The following is a 19,950-nucleotide window of genomic DNA, read 5'->3' as shown; positions in this document are numbered from 1 at the left end:
GCTTTTGCAATCTACTCAATTAATCAATACCACATTCCCCCATAGTTATGTTAAAAATAATTTATAAAATTATAAATATTTATATACATATATATAATAATATAAGATTTTTATACAAATAGGAGGAATTTTTATTAAGCATAAACTTATAATTGCTACTATAATTTTATTTGCTTTAATCAGTTTATCTGGTATAAGTGCAGTAGACAACAATGCAACTGCCGAAATAATATCACAAGATACTGGCATAAATGTTGATGAAATAGTAACACAAGACAAAGATATAAATACTGAAGAGATATTGACAAATGGAGAAAATGAGGTAATTTCATCTTCAAACGGAGAAATTTTAAATGCGAAAGATAACGGGACTTTCAAGGATTTGCAGATTAAAATCAATGCTGCCGGAGAAGGTGGTGCGATTAATTTAACAAATGATTATACTTACAATGGAACAGATGAAGAAATAATCATAAATAATGCCATTACTATCAATGGTAATGGTTTTACAATTAACGGTTTGGAAAAATCCAGAATATTCAACATAAATGCTTCCAGCAATATTTTTCTAAACAACATTACATTTGTAAACGGTAAATCTGATTTGGGTGGAGCCATCATATTCAATAATGACGTTTCAAATGTAGTCCTTGACAACTGTAAATTTATAAACAATATTGCTACTAAAAATGGTGGTGCATTATATGTTAATGGCGCTTTTACCAGCAGTACCATTAAAAATACGGAATTTACAAACAATGCCGCTGATAAAAATGGGGGTGCAGCCTATATTTTCAACAGTACCAGCAAAAGTCTGTTTGAAAACTTGACTTTTACAAACAACAAGGCAAAAGGCGCAGACGGTGGAGCAATTAATTTCCATTGGGAACTAATAAACACAAGGTTTAACAACATCACATTCTACAAAAACAGTGCTAAAAATGGTGGAGGAGCAATAAACACCGATCAAAATGTAAATGATAATAATGCATATGTTAATGTTAATTTCACTAGCAACACCGCATCCAAAGGCGGAGCATTAAACGGATATGGTCAATCACATGGCAACTCATTCAAAGGATGTTCATTTACCGACAACTCAGCCACCAATAATGGCGGAGCAATATATTACGCAAGAAACATACAATACAATATCTTTGAAAGCTGTTCATTCATCAAAAACACTGCAAGCAATGGTGGAGCAATAAACACCAATATGGCTTTCAATTACAATAAATTCTATAATGATTCATTCATTAACAATAGTGCAACAGCAAATGGTGGTGCTTTATATGTTTATGATAAATTTACCAAAAATGCCGTTGCAAATACTGATTTTATAGACAATGTTGCTGCCAACAATGGTGGTGCAGTTTATATTCGTGGAAGTTCCAGCGAAAGTCTGTTTGAAAACTTGACTTTTACAAACAACAAAGCAAAAGGCGCAGACGGTGGAGCAATTAATTTCCATGGAGAAACCTCCAAAACAAGTTTCAACAATGTTACATTCTATAAAAACAGTGCTAAAAATGGCGGAGGAGCAATAAACACCGACAATAATGTAAATAATGATAATACATATGTTAATGTTAATTTCACTAGCAACGCCGCATCCAAAGGTGGAGCATTAAACGGATATGGTCAATCCAAAAACAACACATTTGAGAAATGTTCATTTGACAACAACACAGCCATCAATGATGGTGGAGCAATATACTACAAAGGAAATATAGTATCCAATGTATTTGAAGACTGTTCCTTCATCAAAAACACCGCAGGTAATAATGGAGGCGCAATAGGTACTTATAGATCTTTTATTTCCAATAGATTCAATGAAAGTCAATTTATAAGGAATATTGCAACTGTAGATGGTGGTGCAATTTATATTAATGCTTCAGTTTCCAATTGTGAAATCAATTCCAAATTCATCAATAATAGTGCATATCGAGGCGGAGCAATATTCTTTAACAATGAAACTAATAATGTTATAATTAATGGTTATTTTGAAGGTAATGAGGCTGAAAGAATTGGAGGAGCCATAGTTTTCCAAGCTAAAGCATCCAATAACATAATTTCCGCTGAATTTAATAATAATATAGCAAACAAAGCCAGCGGTGGAGCCATATTCTTCCGCAATCTCGCTGAAAACAATCAATTCGAAGGTATCTTCACAGCCAACTATGCAAATCAGGGCGGAGCAATCTTCTTCTACAATAAAGCAAACAATAACAAATTCAACAGTGAATTCAAATCAAATATAGTTAATTCATCTGGAGGTGCAATTGTTTTCTATGGAGCCACAGACGGCAATAACTTCACAGGATCCTTCATCAACAACTCCGCTTGGGGAATAAGTTCTGGAGATAGTGTTGGTAACGGTGGAGCAATAACCTTCACCGGTGTGTCAAGCAATTGCATATTTACATGTGACTTAATCAACAACACTGCTGCTAAACATGGTGGAGCAATAAACTACAGACAAACCCCACAAAACATTACATTCAACAGCAATTTCATCAACAACAAAGCATCATATGGAGCAGGAATCAATTTCTTCAAAAGCATCGAAAATGCAGAATTTAACGGAGAATTCAATGGCAACACTGCTTTCCAAGCAGGTGCAATTTATATTAATGCTTCCGCTTCTAATTGTAAAATCAATTCCACATTCATCAATAATAATGCATATCAAGGTGGAGCAATATTCTTCAACAATGAAACTGACAATGTTATAATTAACGGTTATTTTGAAGGTAATGAAGCTGAAAGAATTGGTGGAGCAATAGTTTTCCAAGCCAAATCAACTAATAACATAATTTCCGCCGAATTTAATAATAATAAGGCAAACAAAGCCAGCGGTGGAGCCATATTTTTCCGCAATCTCGCTGAAAACAATCAATTCGAAGGAATTTTCACAGCCAACTATGCAAATCAAGGTGGAGCAATCTTCTTCTACAATAAAGCAAACAATAACAAATTCAACAGTGAATTCAAATCAAATATGGCCAATTCATCTGGAGGTGCAATTGTTTTCTATGGAGCCACAAACGGCAATAACTTCACAGGATCCTTCATCAACAACTCCGCTTGGGGAATAAGCTCCGAAGATGGCAGCGGTAACGGTGGAGCAATAACCTTCACCGGTGTGTCAAGCAATTGCATATTTACATGTGACTTAATCAACAACACTGCTGCTAAACATGGTGGAGCAATAAACTACAGACAAACCCCACAAAACATTGCATTCAACAGCAATTTCATCAACAACAAAGCCTCATATGGAGCAGGAATCAATTTCTTCGAAAACATCGAAAATGCAGTATTTAACGGAGAATTCATTGATAATAATGCTATTTATGGTGGGGCAATTGCTGCTAAATCCGGAGCCATTGAAAACATACTCTTTAAGAACAATATTGCGGAATTTGGTGGAGCAATTTTCTTTAATGGTACAAGTACTGTAGAAAATTGTAATTTTACTAATAATGTCGCTTCCCAATATGGTGGTGCCATATACTCTGAAGAGGGCAAACTAACAGTGTTAAATTCAAAATTCATCAATAACACTGCATATGTTACTGGAGGTGCCCTATCTTTTGAAGGAGAAGAATTGTCCATATTTGAATCTGAATTTGTCAACAATACTGCTTTAGATGATTGTGGTGCAATATTTACTTACTCTAACAAAGCAACCATTATTAAATCAAAATTTGAAAGAAATAATGCACCCGAAGTTGGAGCAGTATATGTATCCTGTGGCAATGCTTTGATTAATGAATCAGATTTCATCAGTAATGTCGCAACAGATTTCATTTCAGCAATACTGAATATAGGTAATCTAACTGTTGACAATTGCCAGTTCATTGACAGTTCTGCAGATTCAGGATGCACAATACGCAATGCAATGTATTCGACTTTAACATTGTCCAATTCAATATTTGAAAGCGATTGTCTTAAAGGAAAAACAGTTGACAACAATTACGGAATTTTATACCTGCATAACAACACAATAAACGTTCAATCCAGTGAAATCCACAATTATGGTGGAAACATTACCTCACCATGCACTGCAATAGTCGTGTCCCGCACACCTTTCGTTTATGGGGTTAAAACCAGGTTATTTGCTTTTATTACTGATGACAATGGAAATCTAATTGAAGAAGGATATTACGTATACTTCAATGTAAACGGCACTTTGGTTGAGGCTGAATTCAATTTAGAAATAAGTGGATATGTGGCTGAATATGTGTTCAATAATTTAGGTCCGGTCGAAATATTCACTGTATGTCCAAGCATCAACATAACCGATAATCAGGGCATTAACAGCACTGTTATTAAAGCAAAATCAACAATCAATGCATCAGATATTGTTTTTGATTACGGATTATTTGGCACTGCAACAGTTACAGTAAATGGAGCTACTGGATTTAATGCGAATGTTGTAAATTGTTCAGATGCTTTTGTAGCTATCAGCGGCAATCAAATTTTTGTTTCAAATTTAGATGCTGGAAATTATAGCTTAAATATCACAACCATTCCAGACAGAGACCATGAGTCTGTAAGCAATATTGTTAAAATAACTGTAAATAAGGCAAATGCAACACTAATCATCCCCGTAACTGCATTTGAGTATGGTAAGGACATTGTTATTGATCCTATTCTTAATGGTATTATCAAAATTGATTTGGCTTTTGTTCCATATCATGATGAGGCAGTTGTTAATATTTCTGAAAATAATGTCATCACCATTTCTGGTTTGAGCATTGGGGATTATAAATTGGTTGTTTCAGCAATTCCTGATAAAAACCATATAATGTCTACTATTGTTCAAGATATTAGTGTTACCAAATCAAAAACACAATTAACTGCATCAAGTGTAACTGCCACATATAATGTGGCTAAAAAACTTATCGTTACACTTAAAGATTCCAATGGAGTTTTAGCGAACAAAAAAGTGACAGTTAAAGTGGGCAAGATTTCAAAAACATTGAAAACCAATTCCAAAGGACAGGTTTCAGTTGATATCTCCAGTTTAGATCCAAAAGCATATACTGCATCAATCAAGTTTGCAGGAGATGCCAACTACAGCGCTTCAAGCAAATCTATCAAAGTAACTGTTAAAAAAGCTACTCCAAAATTGACTGCAAAAGCAAAATCATTCAAAAAATCAGTTAAAACCAAAAAATACAGCGTAACATTAAAAACCAACAAAAACAAAGCAATAAAAAAAGCAAAGGTTACCTTAAAAGTTAAAGGTAAAACATATGCTGCTAAAACCAACAGCAAAGGTAAAGCAACATTTAAAATTACCAAATTAGCTAAAAAAGGAACTTACAAAGCAATTATCAAATATAACGGAAACAGTTACTACAGCAAAGTAATCAAAAACATTAAAATTAAAATCAAGTAGGTGCAACACGCATCTACCCTTCTTCTTTTTTTCTAGTGTAGCAATCAATCATCTTTTAAATTTTGCAATATCCCTAATGATAATTTTGATAAAATAGATTGGATTTTAAGAATCTGTTAAAAAAAATAAATTTTTCAAATTTAAATAAAAATCAAAAGATTCGTATAGATTTAAATTTTTATGAAACTGCCAAAAAGAAATGTCATACCCCAATAGACAAAAATATATACCCAGAATACCTTAACAAATATCAAAACATTAAAAATCACCCCATTAAAAACACATGAAAATTTTGTCAAAAAGAATAATCGACCAATAGTTTTGCAATGAAAATCATCAAAACCAGAAATATATAAAATCCTAAAGGAAAATCCAACAAATATCAAAAGAAAACCTACGATAAATTTTTTAAAATTAACCAAATTTCAAAACAAATGCAGTACAAAAAAGGCAATAATGCATTGCCAATATAAAAAAATTTTTGAAAAAAATCACCCAATTTTTGAGTGATAATCAACTAAAAAACACCTCTAAGAAATATAAAAAATTACTACAAAAATCGCCGAAAAGTATTACTTAGATACCTTTTTATACTATAAAATAAAATATTATATATGCTAATGCAAATAAAATAAAAGTTCATTTAAGCGTCCTTTAGGTGGATTCACTCTATTAATCACTCCATTTAACTAAAGCCTAAAGGCATGAACTTATTTTATTGAAATAACTATTTTTACAAGAAAAATTTTAAAAGATTAATTTGCTTATTTTATTTGAAAAAGTATTACTATTTTGAGCTTAATATTGCATAATAAAATACATCCTAAAGCAAATAATTATAGGATTTCACCATACATATTCAAAACAAAATTGCATTTAAAATGTATTCACAATCAAAAAATCAAATATAACTACAATGGCAAATAACAAATAAGACAAATACAATGCAATTTAGTATGACCTAAAAAATTTTGAAAAAACAATCTAATGGTGTGAAAATAACTCCCCTTTATTTTGATTTTCCAGTTGATAAAATGAATAATATGAAAATAAGCATCCCAATAAATGACGCTACCATCAAAATAATGTAACTTGTTGATGAAAAAATAGGATTAATTAAAGTAGATGTAGATTAATCTATATCTTTTTGGATATTACATCAATGATTGTTTTCGCAACTTCCTTTTTCGAAGCCAATGGAACAGACATCACATCTTCATCCACAATTAAAACCTCATTATTATCAGATCCAAAATGACATCCGTTTTTAGACACGTCATTTGCAATGACCAAATCAGTGCCCGCATCTGAAATCTGCTTTCTTGCGCAATTAATAATATCCTCATGGGAAACATTAAACTCCGCCTTAAAGCCAACCAGAAATATATCCGGGTTAACCTTCTTAATCTGGCGAATAATTTTGGTTGTCGGTTTAAGATTTAAAAAAAGAGAACTGCTAGAATCAAGCTTTTTATCAGATTTTTGCCTAAATTCAAAATCAGACACTGCGGCAGTGGATATGAAAATATCATATTCAGATATCAAATCCAAGATTGCATCATTCATTTCACTGCTGGTTTCAACACGAACCACATCAAAAACAGAAGGAATATCGACACTCACATTAGCTACAACCAATTTTAAATCAGCACCTCTAATATATGCCTCTTTTGCAAGCTCCAAACCCATTTTTCCGGAAGACTTATTTGTAATTCCTCTCACAGAATCAATAGGTTCAAATGTTCCCCCCATACTTATTAAAACTTTTTTGCCTTTAATAAAATCAATCCTGTTTATTTAAATTAATTGTTCTTAAAGATTCCAAAACAATATCCTCTTTTGATGGGAATTTGGCTTTCCCCTCATCCATGCGAGGGTTTATGAATATTGCCGAACCCTCATTCTTAATCTTCTCAACATTCTCGCTAATGGCCTTATACATTGAATCATGCATTGACGGGACAAAAATAATTGGAGTGTCATGGCCATATGCAGTAATTAAAAGAGTGGAAATTGGATTGTCCGCTATCTTATATGCAAATTTTGAGATTGTATTTGCAGTGGCTGGAGCAACAAGTACTAAATCTTCCTGAGAATATTTAACATGCTCAATTTCTCCAGTGAGTTCAGTCACCACAGAATTGCCTGTTGCAAACTCCATAGAATTAGGATGTATAAGTTCACAAGCAGCATCACTCATAAAGCATTTAACTTCAACATCATTGCGTCTAAATTCACGGGCTAATTTAATAGCTTCACCGGCAGCAACACTACCAGTAACACATAAAATAATCATCATAACACCTAAAAAAAGAATTAAGTAATTTGAATTTTTGATAAAATAAAATCGAAAACATTCAAATTATCTTCAAATTGATCCAACGGAGCACTATACATTATAACATACGCTTGGCCTCCTTTTTCAAACCAAACCGCCTTGTGTTCCCTTTCAACGCCATTTTCGTTGGAAACATATATGTATTCTAATGCGTCATTACCATCAATAGAAACACTTCCAGATGAAACCAATTGGAATGAGGTATCCTTTTCCATGGATTTGTAACTATCATTAACGAACTTGTTAAAATTGCCACCTTCAATTTGCTTTTTTTCAACAAGGACATTGACCTGACCAACACCAAATGAATCCACAGAATCAATTTTGGAGATTGCCATTATGGAATAATTAGATGTTGCCTGTGAAACTCCCCAATTAGAAGGATAATAAAGAGTTATGCCTCCTTTTGATATGGACAATGTAGTCAAATCAGAATTATCGTCTTCAGCACTCACCATTGAAGTAGCAGAAATTAAAAATAATAAAAGTATGAAAGCTATAACACCTGCATTTAAAATTTTATTTTTCATAATCTCACCCCTAATGGAATAAATTACTATCCATTTCCTCCATGTCCAGATCCGCCTGAACCACTACCGGAACCGCCATTAGAACCGCCTGAACCACTACCAGAGCCACCAGAACCACTACCAGAACCTCCAGAACCACTACCAGAGCCACCAGAACCACTACCAGAACCTCCAGAACCTTGATGATTGTCTGAATTTGAGTCATCCGTAGTAGTTTCAACATCATTATTATTGTTAGTATTATGGCTGCTGGCATTGCTATTAGAGGAGGTTGTGTTATCTGTAACATCTTCGTTAATATCAGGGAAAGCTGTATCACTTACAATTGCAACAGCGTCAGAATCCGGCACAGATCCAAAATCTAAATTAAAAATGCCATAAGCAGTGCCTGCAGTAAATCCTATTACCAATATTAACACTAAGAATAATTTAAATGTACCACTATCCATTGAAGATTTTTCCTTCTTATTATATTTAGAATCATCCTTTTTAGGATTAATAATATATTTTTGAACTAAATCTTGTTCCTCTTTTCTCTTATTTTTGGTAGGTCTTCTACGTCTTCTTCTTTTACCGTCATTAGAAGCGGGTTTGCCTTGCATAGACCTGATTCTTTTTGTGGCGGCTTTAGCATCTATTGAATTTAGCTTATCTTCATATTTAGAACGGAAATAACTGTACTTTTCTGCAGATATCTTTCCGGATTTATAATCAGATTCTAAATTTTTCATGACCCGTAGAAGTTTTTCTCTTTCATCTGACATGCCTACCCCTCCATGGAATTAGTACATATATAAATCTATATAAACATTAATTTATAGTTTACTTATATTCAGGGTACGAACCTAAAACTTTTAAAAAATAAGTATTATCTTCAATCTCTTTTATGATATCTTGGATTGTTTTATCCTCAATATGGCCATTAAAGTCAACGAAAAACAAATATCTGCCCAAACCCTTTTTAGATGGTCGAGACTCGATTTTAGTCAAGTTTATATTATTTTTTTCAAAAATTCCCAATATTTTATATAGCTGACCTGGCTTATCTTCAAAAATAGAAAATATAATGGATGTTTTATCCTTTCCAGTCATTTCATGCTCTTTTTTTGAAACCACTACAAATCTGGTTTCATTATTGTCCATATCCTGAATGTTTGATTCAAGAATTTCCAAACCATATATTTCAACAATCTTCTTATTGCCAATAGCGGCCTTATTCCTATAGCCGATGATATCTTTAGCGGCTCTGGCAGTACTTACAGCATAATGTGGTTGAATTTCATGGGAATTTACAAAATCGCTGCATTGTGCTAATGCCTGAGAATGGGAGTAAACATCTTCAATATCCTCCATCTCACATCCCGGATTGACAATTAAATTTTGATTAATGGGAATAATGATTTCCCCATATATATTTAAATCAAATTTATGAGCCAATGAATCCAGGGTAACTCCAACTGGACCTTCTATAGAATTTTCAATTGGCACGACCCCATATTCACATTCATCATTTGCGACGCTTTCCATGACCGCAGGAATGGTGCAATATGGAATCAGATCATCCCCCATCAAATTGGCTGCCTCATGAGTGAATGTTCCTTTGGGACCTAAAAATGAGATATATGTAATAATGAAACCCCCTAAAAATAAAAAAAAGAAGTATAGTAAAAAACTATACTAAATTTAAGATTCTAATTTTTCAATTAGTTTTAAAATATCTGTTTGTGTAATAATACCTATTACATCGCCATCTTCAACAACAGGCAATCCATTGAATCCTGTTTCCATTATTATTTCAGACACTTCAGTAATAGACATTTCTTTTGACACGAACGTTGGATTAGTAGACATTATGTCTTCGACTAAAACCTCTTTAATTTGAGATTTTTGATACTTTTCCGGAACTTTTTTTCTAAAATCGATGAAGGCTCTCATCAAATCTTTAGATGTAATCATTCCAACAAGTTTTTCTTCATCAACAACAGGCAATCTTCCAACATGAGATTCAAGCATCACTCTTCTTGCATGAACTAACCTTTCTGTTGAAGAAACTGTAATCGAGCCTTTAGACATTATTTCTTTTACAGCAATTTTATCGAATGCAATTCCTGTTGCAAGAGTAACAAAATCTGCTTTTGAAACAATACCCACCATTTTATCATCATCCATGACAGGAACTGACCCAATGCCATTTTCTAACATTAATCTTGCTACCTCTTCCAATTGCATTGTTTGAGGTACTGTAAATACATCTTTAACCATTACAGATGAAATATGAAGTCTTGATGCTGGCATGCTTTCATATTTTGAAGAACCAAGCTTATCAGCTATATCCCTCTCTGAAATAATACCAACTAATTCTTTATTATTAGTTACAGGTAAACGTGAAACATTATGTTTACGCAATAATTTTAAAGCATCAGAAAGATTTTGATCTTTGTCTACAGTGATTAAATCCTCAGACATCAAATTCTTAATTTGCATATTATCATCTCCTTATTATTTTAATATTTAAACTCTTTTAACTGCGTTTAATATGTCTCTTTCAGTAATAATTCCAATTACATCATCATTTTTAACAACTGGCACTCCACCAATATTCTTATCAGCGAAAATTTCACATAATTCCCCAATGGTCATGGTAGGTCCAACAGTTATAGGTTCTTTAACCATGATATCTGAAATTGTTGTCTTTAAAACATCAGTTGCTAAATTAGAATTTAAATGATCAAATAATTCTTTTGCATTTAAGAATCTTATAACATCAGTAGAAGTTAAGATACCCAATAATTTTTTAGCCGCTTTAGAAATGTCTGCTTCTCCACCAATGACAGGAATTCTTCTTAAACCATTTCTTACCATGATTTTACATGCATCCCCAACTGGTGTTCCTGGAGTAGTATTGAACACTTTAGTACTCATATAATCTTGTACAGTTTCTTTGCCAGCCATTCCTGCAAGTGATAGGGCAATATCCCTTTCAGTTACAATACCTGCAAGTTTTCCATCACCATCAACAAGAGGTATAGCACCCAATTGATGGTCCAACATGGTTTGAATAGTCTCGCCAATAGATGCCTTATTAGACAAAGTAATCAAATCACGAGTCATAATTTCTTTAATAGGTTCGTTAATAGCTGCTAAGAAATTATCTTCGTATTTTTTCTCAATAATGTTGAATTTTTTTCCTCCACCAAAGAAATCTAATATATCCATTACTGTTACGATACCTAATAATTTACCAGAACCAGGATCAGCGATTGGCAATCTTCTAAATTCGTGTTCCATCATTACTTTAGCAGTGTCTTTGATACTTTTTGAAGGAGGAATAGAAACTACATCTCTGGTAGCAATTGCCATGATGTCCCCTTCCTTATCATGAACTTTAGTTTCGCGTTCAACTGCGCCTGTATTTGATTTTCTGTTAATGGATGTCTTATCTTTCATTTTCACACCTCAGTTTACGATTACGCTTCAAAAAAATAAAATCAATATTAAAAACAAAATTACTCAATATCCAAAATTTTATGGATTTGAGGAATGGTGGAAACTTCAAAATATTGCCCAACAATTTCAGAAAAGGTAAATAATCTAAAATTAATGTCCTTCCATTCAGTTAAAGGACTAGAGGGTTGGATAATAATTTTAAGGTCGCTTTTGTTTGAAATATTCTGTGATAATTTTTCAACTACCTCTTTAAATGACTTTATTTTTGTTGAAGGCAATATAACTACTTTACAATATACATTTATGCACTTCGCCATTAATAAATTTAGTGATTTAATCTCATTTAAAAATATTTCTTCATCAAAATCATCATCAAAATGCTCAGGTAATTTAATATCCAATGAAACAACATCTAATTTATCGATTAAATCAATATTGTCTGGCAAAGTCCCATTAGTTTCTAGCATAATCTTTAAATCGAAGTTTTTACTAACCTCAGAAATAAAGTCAGGATATAAGCTAGGTTCACCTCCAGTAAATGAAATAGTCCTACAATCAGGAGTTAAAATATTATTAATTTCCTCTGTGACCTCCTTGGAAGTCATCAATTTTCCTGAATCCCGTGATTTACTATCATTGGTGTCACAATAATTGCAATTTAGATTGCAACCTGCAAATCTAACAAATATCTGTCTTTCACCTATCAGAAGACCTTCGCCCTGAAAAGATGAAAATATTTCTATAATCGGAGCTTTCATCATAAATCTTTCCTATATTCGGCTCCTTGACCTATTCCCTCATTAACACAAACTGCAACATAACTTAAGTTATCATAAGTCTCTGAGAGTTTTTTGGCTAGAGTCTCTGCAAAAAACTTAGACAATTCTTCAGCAGAAGTGTAAGGAAGAGGTAAAAATACGCAATCTTCAGAGGGAATGGAATATCCCTTTCCATCGATTCTGAAATAAACAGAACCTTCTTTTTTTAAATCAAATATGGAATCTTTATCTTTGTCAAAATCTTTAAAGTCAATCAAATTATTATAGACCGGAATCAATAGCCTGTGATCCAACTCATCGCAAATTGCCTTAGTATATCCCTTAACATCTTTAAAATCGACTACAAATTCGAATTCACCTTCCCTTTCGCCTTCAATTTCAACATCCACAAAGTAGGAATGTCCATGAATAAATCCGCATGATTCATGTCCAGGAATAACATGAGCAGAAGAGAATCTTAAATTAGATTGAATACCATTTACTAAAATTTTCATCCTAACACCTTGGTTTTGCTTATATCATTTTCAATTGTTTCCAATTCATCTATGAATCTTTTTACAGTTTCATTAATTAACTCCAATAAATTATTATCATCAAATACTGGTTTATCATTGACTTTAATATCACATAATCCAATAGTTTCAACATCATTTGGAGTTCCCTTATCTTCAAGGTTAAGTGCAAAATGAATCTTTGCAGAGCTTAAAGAAACACTGGCTATTGAAATGGATAATTTTCTGCCATCAACAAAGATGTCATCTCCATCCCTCTTAGTTTGAACCCCATATTCTGTCAGAATTTCTCTAAAAATCATTACTAAAAGTCTTTGTCTTAAATAAGCAATCCTCATATTTGGAGGCTGCTGGTCAAAAAATTCACAAATAAAGTTAACCATGTAATCTGATTTGATTTCAAGCCCCACATCTGCAAAGTCCTTTAAATTATCAGGAGAGATATTGACCGGACCAATCCAGGTTATGATTGATGATCCGTAAATTCCAAACTCTTGAAATGCCCATGAAGGATCAATTTGACTTCCGTCATATTCAAAAATTTCATCAATATGTTTATGAGTGATTGTCATATTAAAAACCTATTCAAAATTAAGTATACTATTTAATATAGTAACCTCAAGGTATATAAACTAAACTCAAAAAAGTAATAACTTTAAATTATTCCAAAATCAAAATATCTAATTATATGAATACAATTGAAATTATTAAAAAGGCCGTTTCCCTACCATTTAGAGCCTACAAAGGGTTTATATTGGTTACATTTCTCTTTTTCGTGTCCGAAGTCATTAATGAAACCAATAACCTAGGAACCATTAATGAATTGACCCCAATAAAATTAGTTATTGGAGGAATAATAAGCATAATTGTTCTTGGAATCAGCATAGCAATTGTTTATCACTATATTTTCGATTCGTTTGATGTGCGAGAAGTATCTATCAAATACACCACCAAAGTAGGATTTAGAGATACATTAACAGAATTATATTATTATCTTTTGACATTTCTCTCTACAGGCATCATATGTTACGCATTAGGCATTTACCGCAACATCGATTCAATTTTAAACAATTTCGAGTATATAGACACGAAATTACATACATTGACTTTGCCGAAACTGATTAATTTATTATCCCCTGATACATATCAACACCTTGCATTCTCAGTTATGGTCACATTGGCAGTATTCATGATTATGTTTGCAATATTTTTCTCATATTGTTCACTTGCCAAAATCCGACTAAAAGAAACAGAATCCTTAAAAGAGTCAATGAATTTCATAAAGCTCACAAAAATTATTAGAAAGAACGGTATTAAAAAATATTTAAATTTCGTTATTTTAACTTTAATAGTATTTTCAGTGGCACTGATGTTAATGAAAACATTAGAATCTTATTTTATTGTAGGAAGTTTAATATCTGCACTTGCAGAAGCATTTGGCCTGTTTTTCATATTAGATTCATTTAGCCTATTCTATTTCACTTAGCAAAATATTAATTATTTAAAAAATTAACTTTAAACAAGGAGAAAAAATTATGAAACAAGTAAGAACAAGAGATTTTATTTATACAAGCGATGATTTATACTTCGCATCTACAAATTACATTCACCCGGAAAATAGGGTGATTTCATTTTTAAGGTATGTGCCTGACCCTGAAGGCGACCGTGAAAAAGGTGGCAAACGCTACAGAAAGGTAGGGTCTGAAGAAGCCTATACCTATTTAAGAGAAAATCATCCTGATTATTTATATTTCAGTGATGTGACCAATGTTGAAATGATGGGCGTTCCTTTAGATAAAGTTGAAAGAGTCATTAAACCAGAAGACAGACTTCATGGCCTTAAAAAGACCTTTGAAAGTGGAGGCGAAGTCAAAAATCCAGAATTGATAGCCAAACTAATGGATGTTGCTGACTTTTTCCACTTTATGGCAGGTATCCCCTATGACCATCTGGGAATTTCCGGCTCAATCTTGCCGGGCCTTCAAAAAAGGGATGTCAGTGATTTGGACTTCGTTGTTTATGGCCTTGACAACCACAGAAAGGCAATCGCCGCCTTTAAAGAGCATCGCGGAAAAGAAGTCTACATTGAAGAGGTGGACAAACACATTACCGTTGAAGGAATCACTAATGATTATTGGGATTTCGTATACGATAAAAGAATGTTCGATGAAAGCTTGACAAAAGAAGAATTCAGATGGTATGAAAACAGGAAAGCAAATAGGGGAACAATAAATGGAACTTTATTTGATATTTTAGCCACCAAAGATTATGATGAAATAGAAGGAACTTGGGGAGATACAGTTTATGAACCTCAAGGAATAGCTCAAATTGAATGTGACATTGTCAGTGCCCTTGGAGCATTCGATAACCCTTCACTTTATACAATTGAGAATGTTAAAGTCATTGATGGTGTTGATTTCCCATTAACTGAAGTTGTATCATTTACACACACCTACGCTGGAGAGGTCGTTGACGGTGAGCATGTAATAGCTAAAGGAAAAGTGGAAAAAGTCATTGTCAATGGTAAAGATTCACATTACCGTCTGGTTGTTGGAACTACCCGTGAAGCGATTGATGAATACTTAAAACTTAAAGAGAGTCCCGCTTAAAATATTACATTAATCAAAAATAAAAAAGAACTATTTATATACTTTAAAGCTCAAATACATTAATATAAAAGCATTTAGGTGATAAAATGGAATATGAGATAACTGGAGGTTCATTCCCTACTGTAGTATGCAAATTACAAAAAGGAGAAACCATGAAGGATGAAAGTGGTGCAATGGCATTCATGACATCCGACATTAAAATGGAAACCAATACTGGTGGAGGACTTTTAAAAGGACTTGGAAGAGCATTATCCGGAGATACAATATTTTTAAATTTCTTTACCGCAGAATCAGACAATCAAAAAATAGCATTCTCAGCCTGCTATCCTGGAAAGATTATTCCTATCAGATTAAACGGAAACAATACAATAATTGGTGAGAAAAATGCATTTTTAGCTGCTGAAGAGAGTGTTGACATTGACATATACTTCAAAAAGAGCCTTGGAGTAGGATTGTTCAGTGGTGAAGGATTCATTCTTCAAAAATTTACCGGAACAGGAATGCTATTTTTAGAAATTGACGGAGAAGTAATTGAACACGACTTACAACCGGGAGAACACTTGCTTGTAAATCAAGGACACGTTGCCGCAATGGAAGAAAGCGTCACTTTTGATGTCGAAAGAGTCAAAGGAGCCAAAAACATGATATTCGGTGGAGAAGGCCTATTTTTCACCAAATTAACCGGACCTGGAAAAGTGTGGATACAAACCATGCCGGTCAGCAAATTGGCTGAAGCAATAATTCCTTACATACCAACCAGCAAAGATTAAATATCATTCAAAAAGAGTTTATTTTTTAAAATAAACTTTTTTAAACTTTTTTTTTAACAATTAAATTAACATTTTAGAACTATTTTTCAAACAATAGGATATTATTTAAACTTCTATGACCTAAATAATAATATTCAACTTAATGTGATAAAATGACTGGAACAAAAAAACAACAATGGAATAGTAATTTTGCATTTATGATGGCGATGATTGGTTCTGCTGTTGGACTCGGAAACATTTGGCGTTTCCCATATATCCTATACTCCAATGGTGGAGGATCATTCATGATTCCTTATATCGTTTCACTATTTCTTTTAGGAATTTCCTTCGTTTTAGTTGAATATGCTGTCGGTTATAAGTTCAAACGATCCCTTGCAAGAATATTATTTTCAATCAGTAAAAAACTAGAGCCCGTTGCATGGTTTATACTTTTAATAGTTTTCCTAATCACAACGTATTACGTTTGCGTTGTTGGATGGGACTTGATTTACCTGATTTTAAGTTTCACTAAAGCTTGGGGAACAAATCCGGATTTGTTCTTTGCAAATAACGTTTTGCAAGCAACAGATTCCATTTCTGGAATATTTAATATTGTTCCAATTGTTATTGGAGCAACATTTGCAATTTGGTTTATGGCATGGTTCATCCTTAAAAGAGATTTGAATGATGGGATTGGCCGTGTGACAAAAACTTTAATACCATTACTCGCTTTGATAGTGGTAGGCATCGTCCTATTTTCATTAACATTACCTGGCGCATCTGCCGGATACTCACAGATTTTTACACCGGACTGGAGTGCCCTTGCAAACACTGACGTTTGGTTAGCTGCTTTCGGACAAATTGTGTTCTCACTCAGTTTGGGAATGGCAATAGCTATGACTTATGCAAGTTACCTTCCAGAAGAAACCAAACTAGTGGATAATGCCCTAATTGTTGCATTTTCAAATTCCGGTATTGAGGTGTTTAATTCAATTGGAATATTCTCCATTTTAGGATTTATGACAGTGACTAGCGGAATTCCATTTAATGAACTCGTAACTGAAGGGACAGGACTAGCATTCGTAGTTTTCCCACAGGTATTCAATACAATGGGAAGTGCCGCCTACATTATCGGACCATTATTCTTTTTATGCATTCTGTTTGCAGGAATCACATCCATCATTGCACTTCTGGAAGGAGTTTGCTACTCAATTTCGGAAAAATTCCTTATTGAACGTAAAAAGACTGCAACTGCAGTATGCCTCGTTGGATTCTTAATATCAATAATATTCACAACCGGCATTGGAAGCACAATATTGGGAGTGTTTGATGCTTACCTGAATAATTTCGCACTATTGTTTGCTGTACTTCTCGAATGCATAATCTTTGGTTGGATTTACAAATTCGATGATTTAATTGAAACATTAAATAAGAATACAACAATTAAAGTGGGAAAACTCTGGAAAACAGTTATCAAATACATATTGCCAGTCTGTATAGTCTTCCTTTGGATTCAGGGAGTATGGACAACAGTAAAATCTGCCGATAGTTTAAGTGCCACAATCATGATAATATTGACTGTCGTGCTAATAGTCGTTCCAATTATTTTTGCAAAATTGCCTGCAATAAACAAGGATTACTATAATGTGTAAAATTGATTTTAAATAGCTAAATAAATAGCTATTTACTTTTTTTATTTTATTTAAAAGAATTTACATTATTTATAACTTCTAATTATTTATATTATTAATAACTAAGTAATATTACGTAATTTAAGAGGTTATTTTATGATGAATGTTTCTTCGATTAAAACACATATGTACTGTCCAATGAAGCTATACATTCAAACTCATGTGGACACTAAAGAAAACAAGGATTACCAATTGGCAATTGAAATTAAAAAGCTTAAAATAGACATTCAGGATTTAATTCAAAAAAACATGCGCAAGATTAAAAAGGATATGGATTTAAACCAGATAGAGCAGATTCTATCACAAACCATCAACCCATATATCAAGAACACCTCCGATGCAATCAGGTCAATGGATTTAAACTTGGAGTTATCCCAAATAAATCAGATAATTGATGACACATATTTCAACATAAAAATTAAAGCGCTGAAAATCAAACAGGCTATGACAATACTTGACAAGAATGCATTTGAAATAATAGACATGTTTTTCCCAAACACAATGTATTCCTACCTTTTAAAAGACACCCAGCTTGAACTGATTGGCATGTGTGATAAAATAGAAATAATAGATGGAAAATACTATCCTGTTTCCATTAAAAGCTCAAATCCTCCAATTAAAGGCGTTTGGGATCAGGATGCCATAGAGCTGGTGGCTCATGCAATCCTTCTTGAAGAGGAATTTGAAACAGAGGTGTTTGTGGGTTTCATTGATTATGAAAAAATAGGTGACAGACGACCTGTCGTTATGGACGTTAATCTAAGAAAAGGACTATTTGATATAATGAGAGAGGTAAAAGAGATTACCGAGAATAAAAAGCTACCTAACGTTAAAAAAAACATTAAAAAATGTGAACTTTGCGAATACAAAGACATCTGTTTAAACGAGTAAATAAGGATTGTAAAAATCCTTATTCACCTAAAGGAGTTATAAAACTCCCCTATATGCCCATAAACATGAATTAAAATTTTATATTGTCTCCAAGTCGGTTGATATCAAAAACAGCAGTATCTGCTATTGACATTACGGCTATAACGCCAGCCTGAATTGGGTCTGTAATAATCAAATCAGCATGTTCCGTTACGCTTCCAGGCATATTAAGACAAATTACAATTAAATTGCTTTGCTCTTTGACTTTCTTAACGGCTTCTGTGATTTCTCCACCCATCAGTGATCCTGCTAAAACCAATGCGCTTACACGTGGAAGCCTTGAAATAGCTTCAACAGCTTCAGCCAAGTCACTTTCACCAACAAGCGGAATTGTATCTATACTAATACGTTCGCCACGTATATTATGCCTGTCCGCTTCGGTTATTGCACCCAAGGCAACTTGAGATACCTGTGCTCCTCCACCGACAATAATTATACGTTTACCATAAATGTCCAACTGAGAGCCATGAAGTTCAACCGATTTGATTTCTTCGATATTTTTCAAATCTGCAATCAAATCATCGATATTCTCAACATGTTCAAGTTCCAGATTGATTGAACCCATGTTATTTTTCTCTACGAAAAGATGGACATAACTGATATTAGCTCCGTGGGATGTGATAACATCAGTGATATCATCCAATACGCCTTTCTTTTCATCTGACTTTATAGTTAATGTATAATCACTCATTTTGCGGCCTTACTTTATCTAGTTCTGCATGTGCCCTTTTCCACATGCTTAAATAATTATCATCTTTAGTTACAGGAATGACTTCAAGACCTAAATTCCTGTGTTCCTCAATCCATTCTTCATGAAATACAGGTATTTCAATTTTAATTGGTTCAGAGGTTTTATTTACAACTATGAGATTTCTGTAAGGAAAATCCCATTCAACAATGTATCCTCCAAGACTTACCATATGATACGGCCTCATAACAAATTTCAAAATAATCA

Annotated in this window: 18 protein-coding genes; 6 read left to right on the top strand and 12 right to left on the bottom strand. The window is 33.2% G+C overall.

The features are described from left to right. The first annotated feature begins 301 nt into the window (after window positions 1-301). Window positions 302-5,410, top strand: coding sequence for a hypothetical protein (locus IJE64_RS00400; protein ID WP_292780417.1), 5,109 nt, complete (start codon window positions 302-304; stop codon window positions 5,408-5,410). Window positions 5,411-6,547: 1,137 nt separating this feature from the next. On the opposite strand, the gene IJE64_RS00395 is transcribed toward IJE64_RS00400, so the two are convergent. From IJE64_RS00395 to IJE64_RS00350, 10 genes are read right to left on the bottom strand one after another with little or no spacing between them, the layout of a single operon-like run. Continuing rightward, window positions 6,548-7,162 (bottom strand): phosphopantothenoylcysteine decarboxylase, encoded by a 615-nt coding sequence (locus IJE64_RS00395; protein ID WP_292780415.1) that lies wholly within the window; start codon window positions 7,160-7,162, stop codon window positions 6,548-6,550. Window positions 7,163-7,193: 31 nt separating this feature from the next. Beyond that, complete coding sequence (locus tag IJE64_RS00390) at window positions 7,194-7,706, bottom strand: flavoprotein (RefSeq protein WP_292780535.1); 513 nt, start codon at window positions 7,704-7,706, stop codon at window positions 7,194-7,196. A 20-nt stretch (window positions 7,707-7,726) separates the two neighbouring features. Further along, a complete protein-coding gene (locus IJE64_RS00385; RefSeq protein ID WP_292780413.1) occupies window positions 7,727-8,278 on the bottom strand; it encodes a PsbP-related protein in 552 nt (183 codons plus the stop codon). A gap of 26 nt (window positions 8,279-8,304) precedes the next feature. After that, window positions 8,305-9,042 (bottom strand): endoglucanase, encoded by a 738-nt coding sequence (locus tag IJE64_RS00380; RefSeq protein ID WP_292780412.1) that lies wholly within the window; start codon window positions 9,040-9,042, stop codon window positions 8,305-8,307. Window positions 9,043-9,100: 58 nt separating this feature from the next. Then, on the bottom strand, window positions 9,101-9,910 hold the full coding sequence (gene pheA, locus IJE64_RS00375; RefSeq protein ID WP_292780531.1) for a prephenate dehydratase: 810 nt from the start codon (window positions 9,908-9,910) through the stop codon (window positions 9,101-9,103). A gap of 51 nt (window positions 9,911-9,961) precedes the next feature. Further along, a complete protein-coding gene (locus IJE64_RS00370; RefSeq protein ID WP_292780410.1) occupies window positions 9,962-10,762 on the bottom strand; it encodes a CBS domain-containing protein in 801 nt (266 codons plus the stop codon). A 27-nt stretch (window positions 10,763-10,789) separates the two neighbouring features. Further along, window positions 10,790-11,725, bottom strand: coding sequence for a CBS domain-containing protein (locus IJE64_RS00365; protein WP_292780406.1), 936 nt, complete (start codon window positions 11,723-11,725; stop codon window positions 10,790-10,792). A 59-nt stretch (window positions 11,726-11,784) separates the two neighbouring features. Further along, window positions 11,785-12,483, bottom strand: coding sequence for a 7-carboxy-7-deazaguanine synthase QueE (locus IJE64_RS00360; RefSeq protein ID WP_342764981.1), 699 nt, complete (start codon window positions 12,481-12,483; stop codon window positions 11,785-11,787). Continuing rightward, window positions 12,483-12,998: a 6-pyruvoyl tetrahydropterin synthase family protein gene (locus IJE64_RS00355; RefSeq protein ID WP_292780402.1), complete on the bottom strand. Its 516-nt coding sequence runs from the start codon at window positions 12,996-12,998 to the stop codon at window positions 12,483-12,485. Before IJE64_RS00355 ends, IJE64_RS00360 begins: the two co-directional genes overlap by 1 nt. After that, the gene (locus IJE64_RS00350) at window positions 12,995-13,588 is read right to left on the bottom strand and encodes a DUF366 family protein (protein WP_292780400.1); all 594 of its coding nucleotides are present in this window, start codon (window positions 13,586-13,588) and stop codon (window positions 12,995-12,997) included. Before IJE64_RS00350 ends, IJE64_RS00355 begins: the two co-directional genes overlap by 4 nt. Before the next feature lie 116 nt (window positions 13,589-13,704). Here IJE64_RS00350 and IJE64_RS00345 point away from each other — a divergent pair, with 116 nt between their 5' ends. The 5 genes from IJE64_RS00345 to cas4 all read left to right on the top strand — a co-directional run bounded on the left by IJE64_RS00345 (window position 13,705) and on the right by cas4 (window position 18,956). Then, a complete protein-coding gene (locus tag IJE64_RS00345) occupies window positions 13,705-14,502 on the top strand; it encodes a DUF4013 domain-containing protein (RefSeq protein ID WP_292780397.1) in 798 nt (265 codons plus the stop codon). A 49-nt stretch (window positions 14,503-14,551) separates the two neighbouring features. Next, window positions 14,552-15,625, top strand: coding sequence for a DNA polymerase subunit beta (locus IJE64_RS00340; protein ID WP_292780395.1), 1,074 nt, complete (start codon window positions 14,552-14,554; stop codon window positions 15,623-15,625). Window positions 15,626-15,711: 86 nt separating this feature from the next. Beyond that, on the top strand, window positions 15,712-16,395 hold the full coding sequence (locus IJE64_RS00335; RefSeq protein WP_292780393.1) for a TIGR00266 family protein: 684 nt from the start codon (window positions 15,712-15,714) through the stop codon (window positions 16,393-16,395). Window positions 16,396-16,547: 152 nt separating this feature from the next. Then, on the top strand, window positions 16,548-18,026 hold the full coding sequence (locus IJE64_RS00330) for a sodium-dependent transporter (RefSeq protein ID WP_292780390.1): 1,479 nt from the start codon (window positions 16,548-16,550) through the stop codon (window positions 18,024-18,026). A 135-nt stretch (window positions 18,027-18,161) separates the two neighbouring features. Further along, window positions 18,162-18,956 carry a CRISPR-associated protein Cas4 gene (cas4, locus tag IJE64_RS00325; RefSeq protein WP_292780387.1) on the top strand — a complete coding sequence of 265 codons (795 nt, stop codon included), beginning with the start codon at window positions 18,162-18,164 and terminating at the stop codon, window positions 18,954-18,956. A 70-nt stretch (window positions 18,957-19,026) separates the two neighbouring features. Here cas4 and IJE64_RS00320 read toward each other — a convergent pair whose 3' ends face one another. Continuing rightward, window positions 19,027-19,686: a DUF5612 domain-containing protein gene (locus IJE64_RS00320; protein ID WP_292780384.1), complete on the bottom strand. Its 660-nt coding sequence runs from the start codon at window positions 19,684-19,686 to the stop codon at window positions 19,027-19,029. Then, complete coding sequence (locus IJE64_RS00315; protein WP_292780381.1) at window positions 19,679-19,942, bottom strand: energy-converting hydrogenase B subunit P; 264 nt, start codon at window positions 19,940-19,942, stop codon at window positions 19,679-19,681. The genes IJE64_RS00320 and IJE64_RS00315 overlap by 8 nt, the downstream gene beginning before the upstream one ends. Window positions 19,943-19,950 lie beyond the last annotated feature (8 nt).

The sequence above is a fragment of the Methanobrevibacter sp. genome (assembly GCF_017409525.1).
Taxonomy (GTDB): Archaea; Methanobacteriota; Methanobacteria; order Methanobacteriales; family Methanobacteriaceae; genus Methanocatella.
Note: the sequence above shows the minus strand (reverse complement) of the source record. Positions and strands in the feature narration are given on the sequence as shown.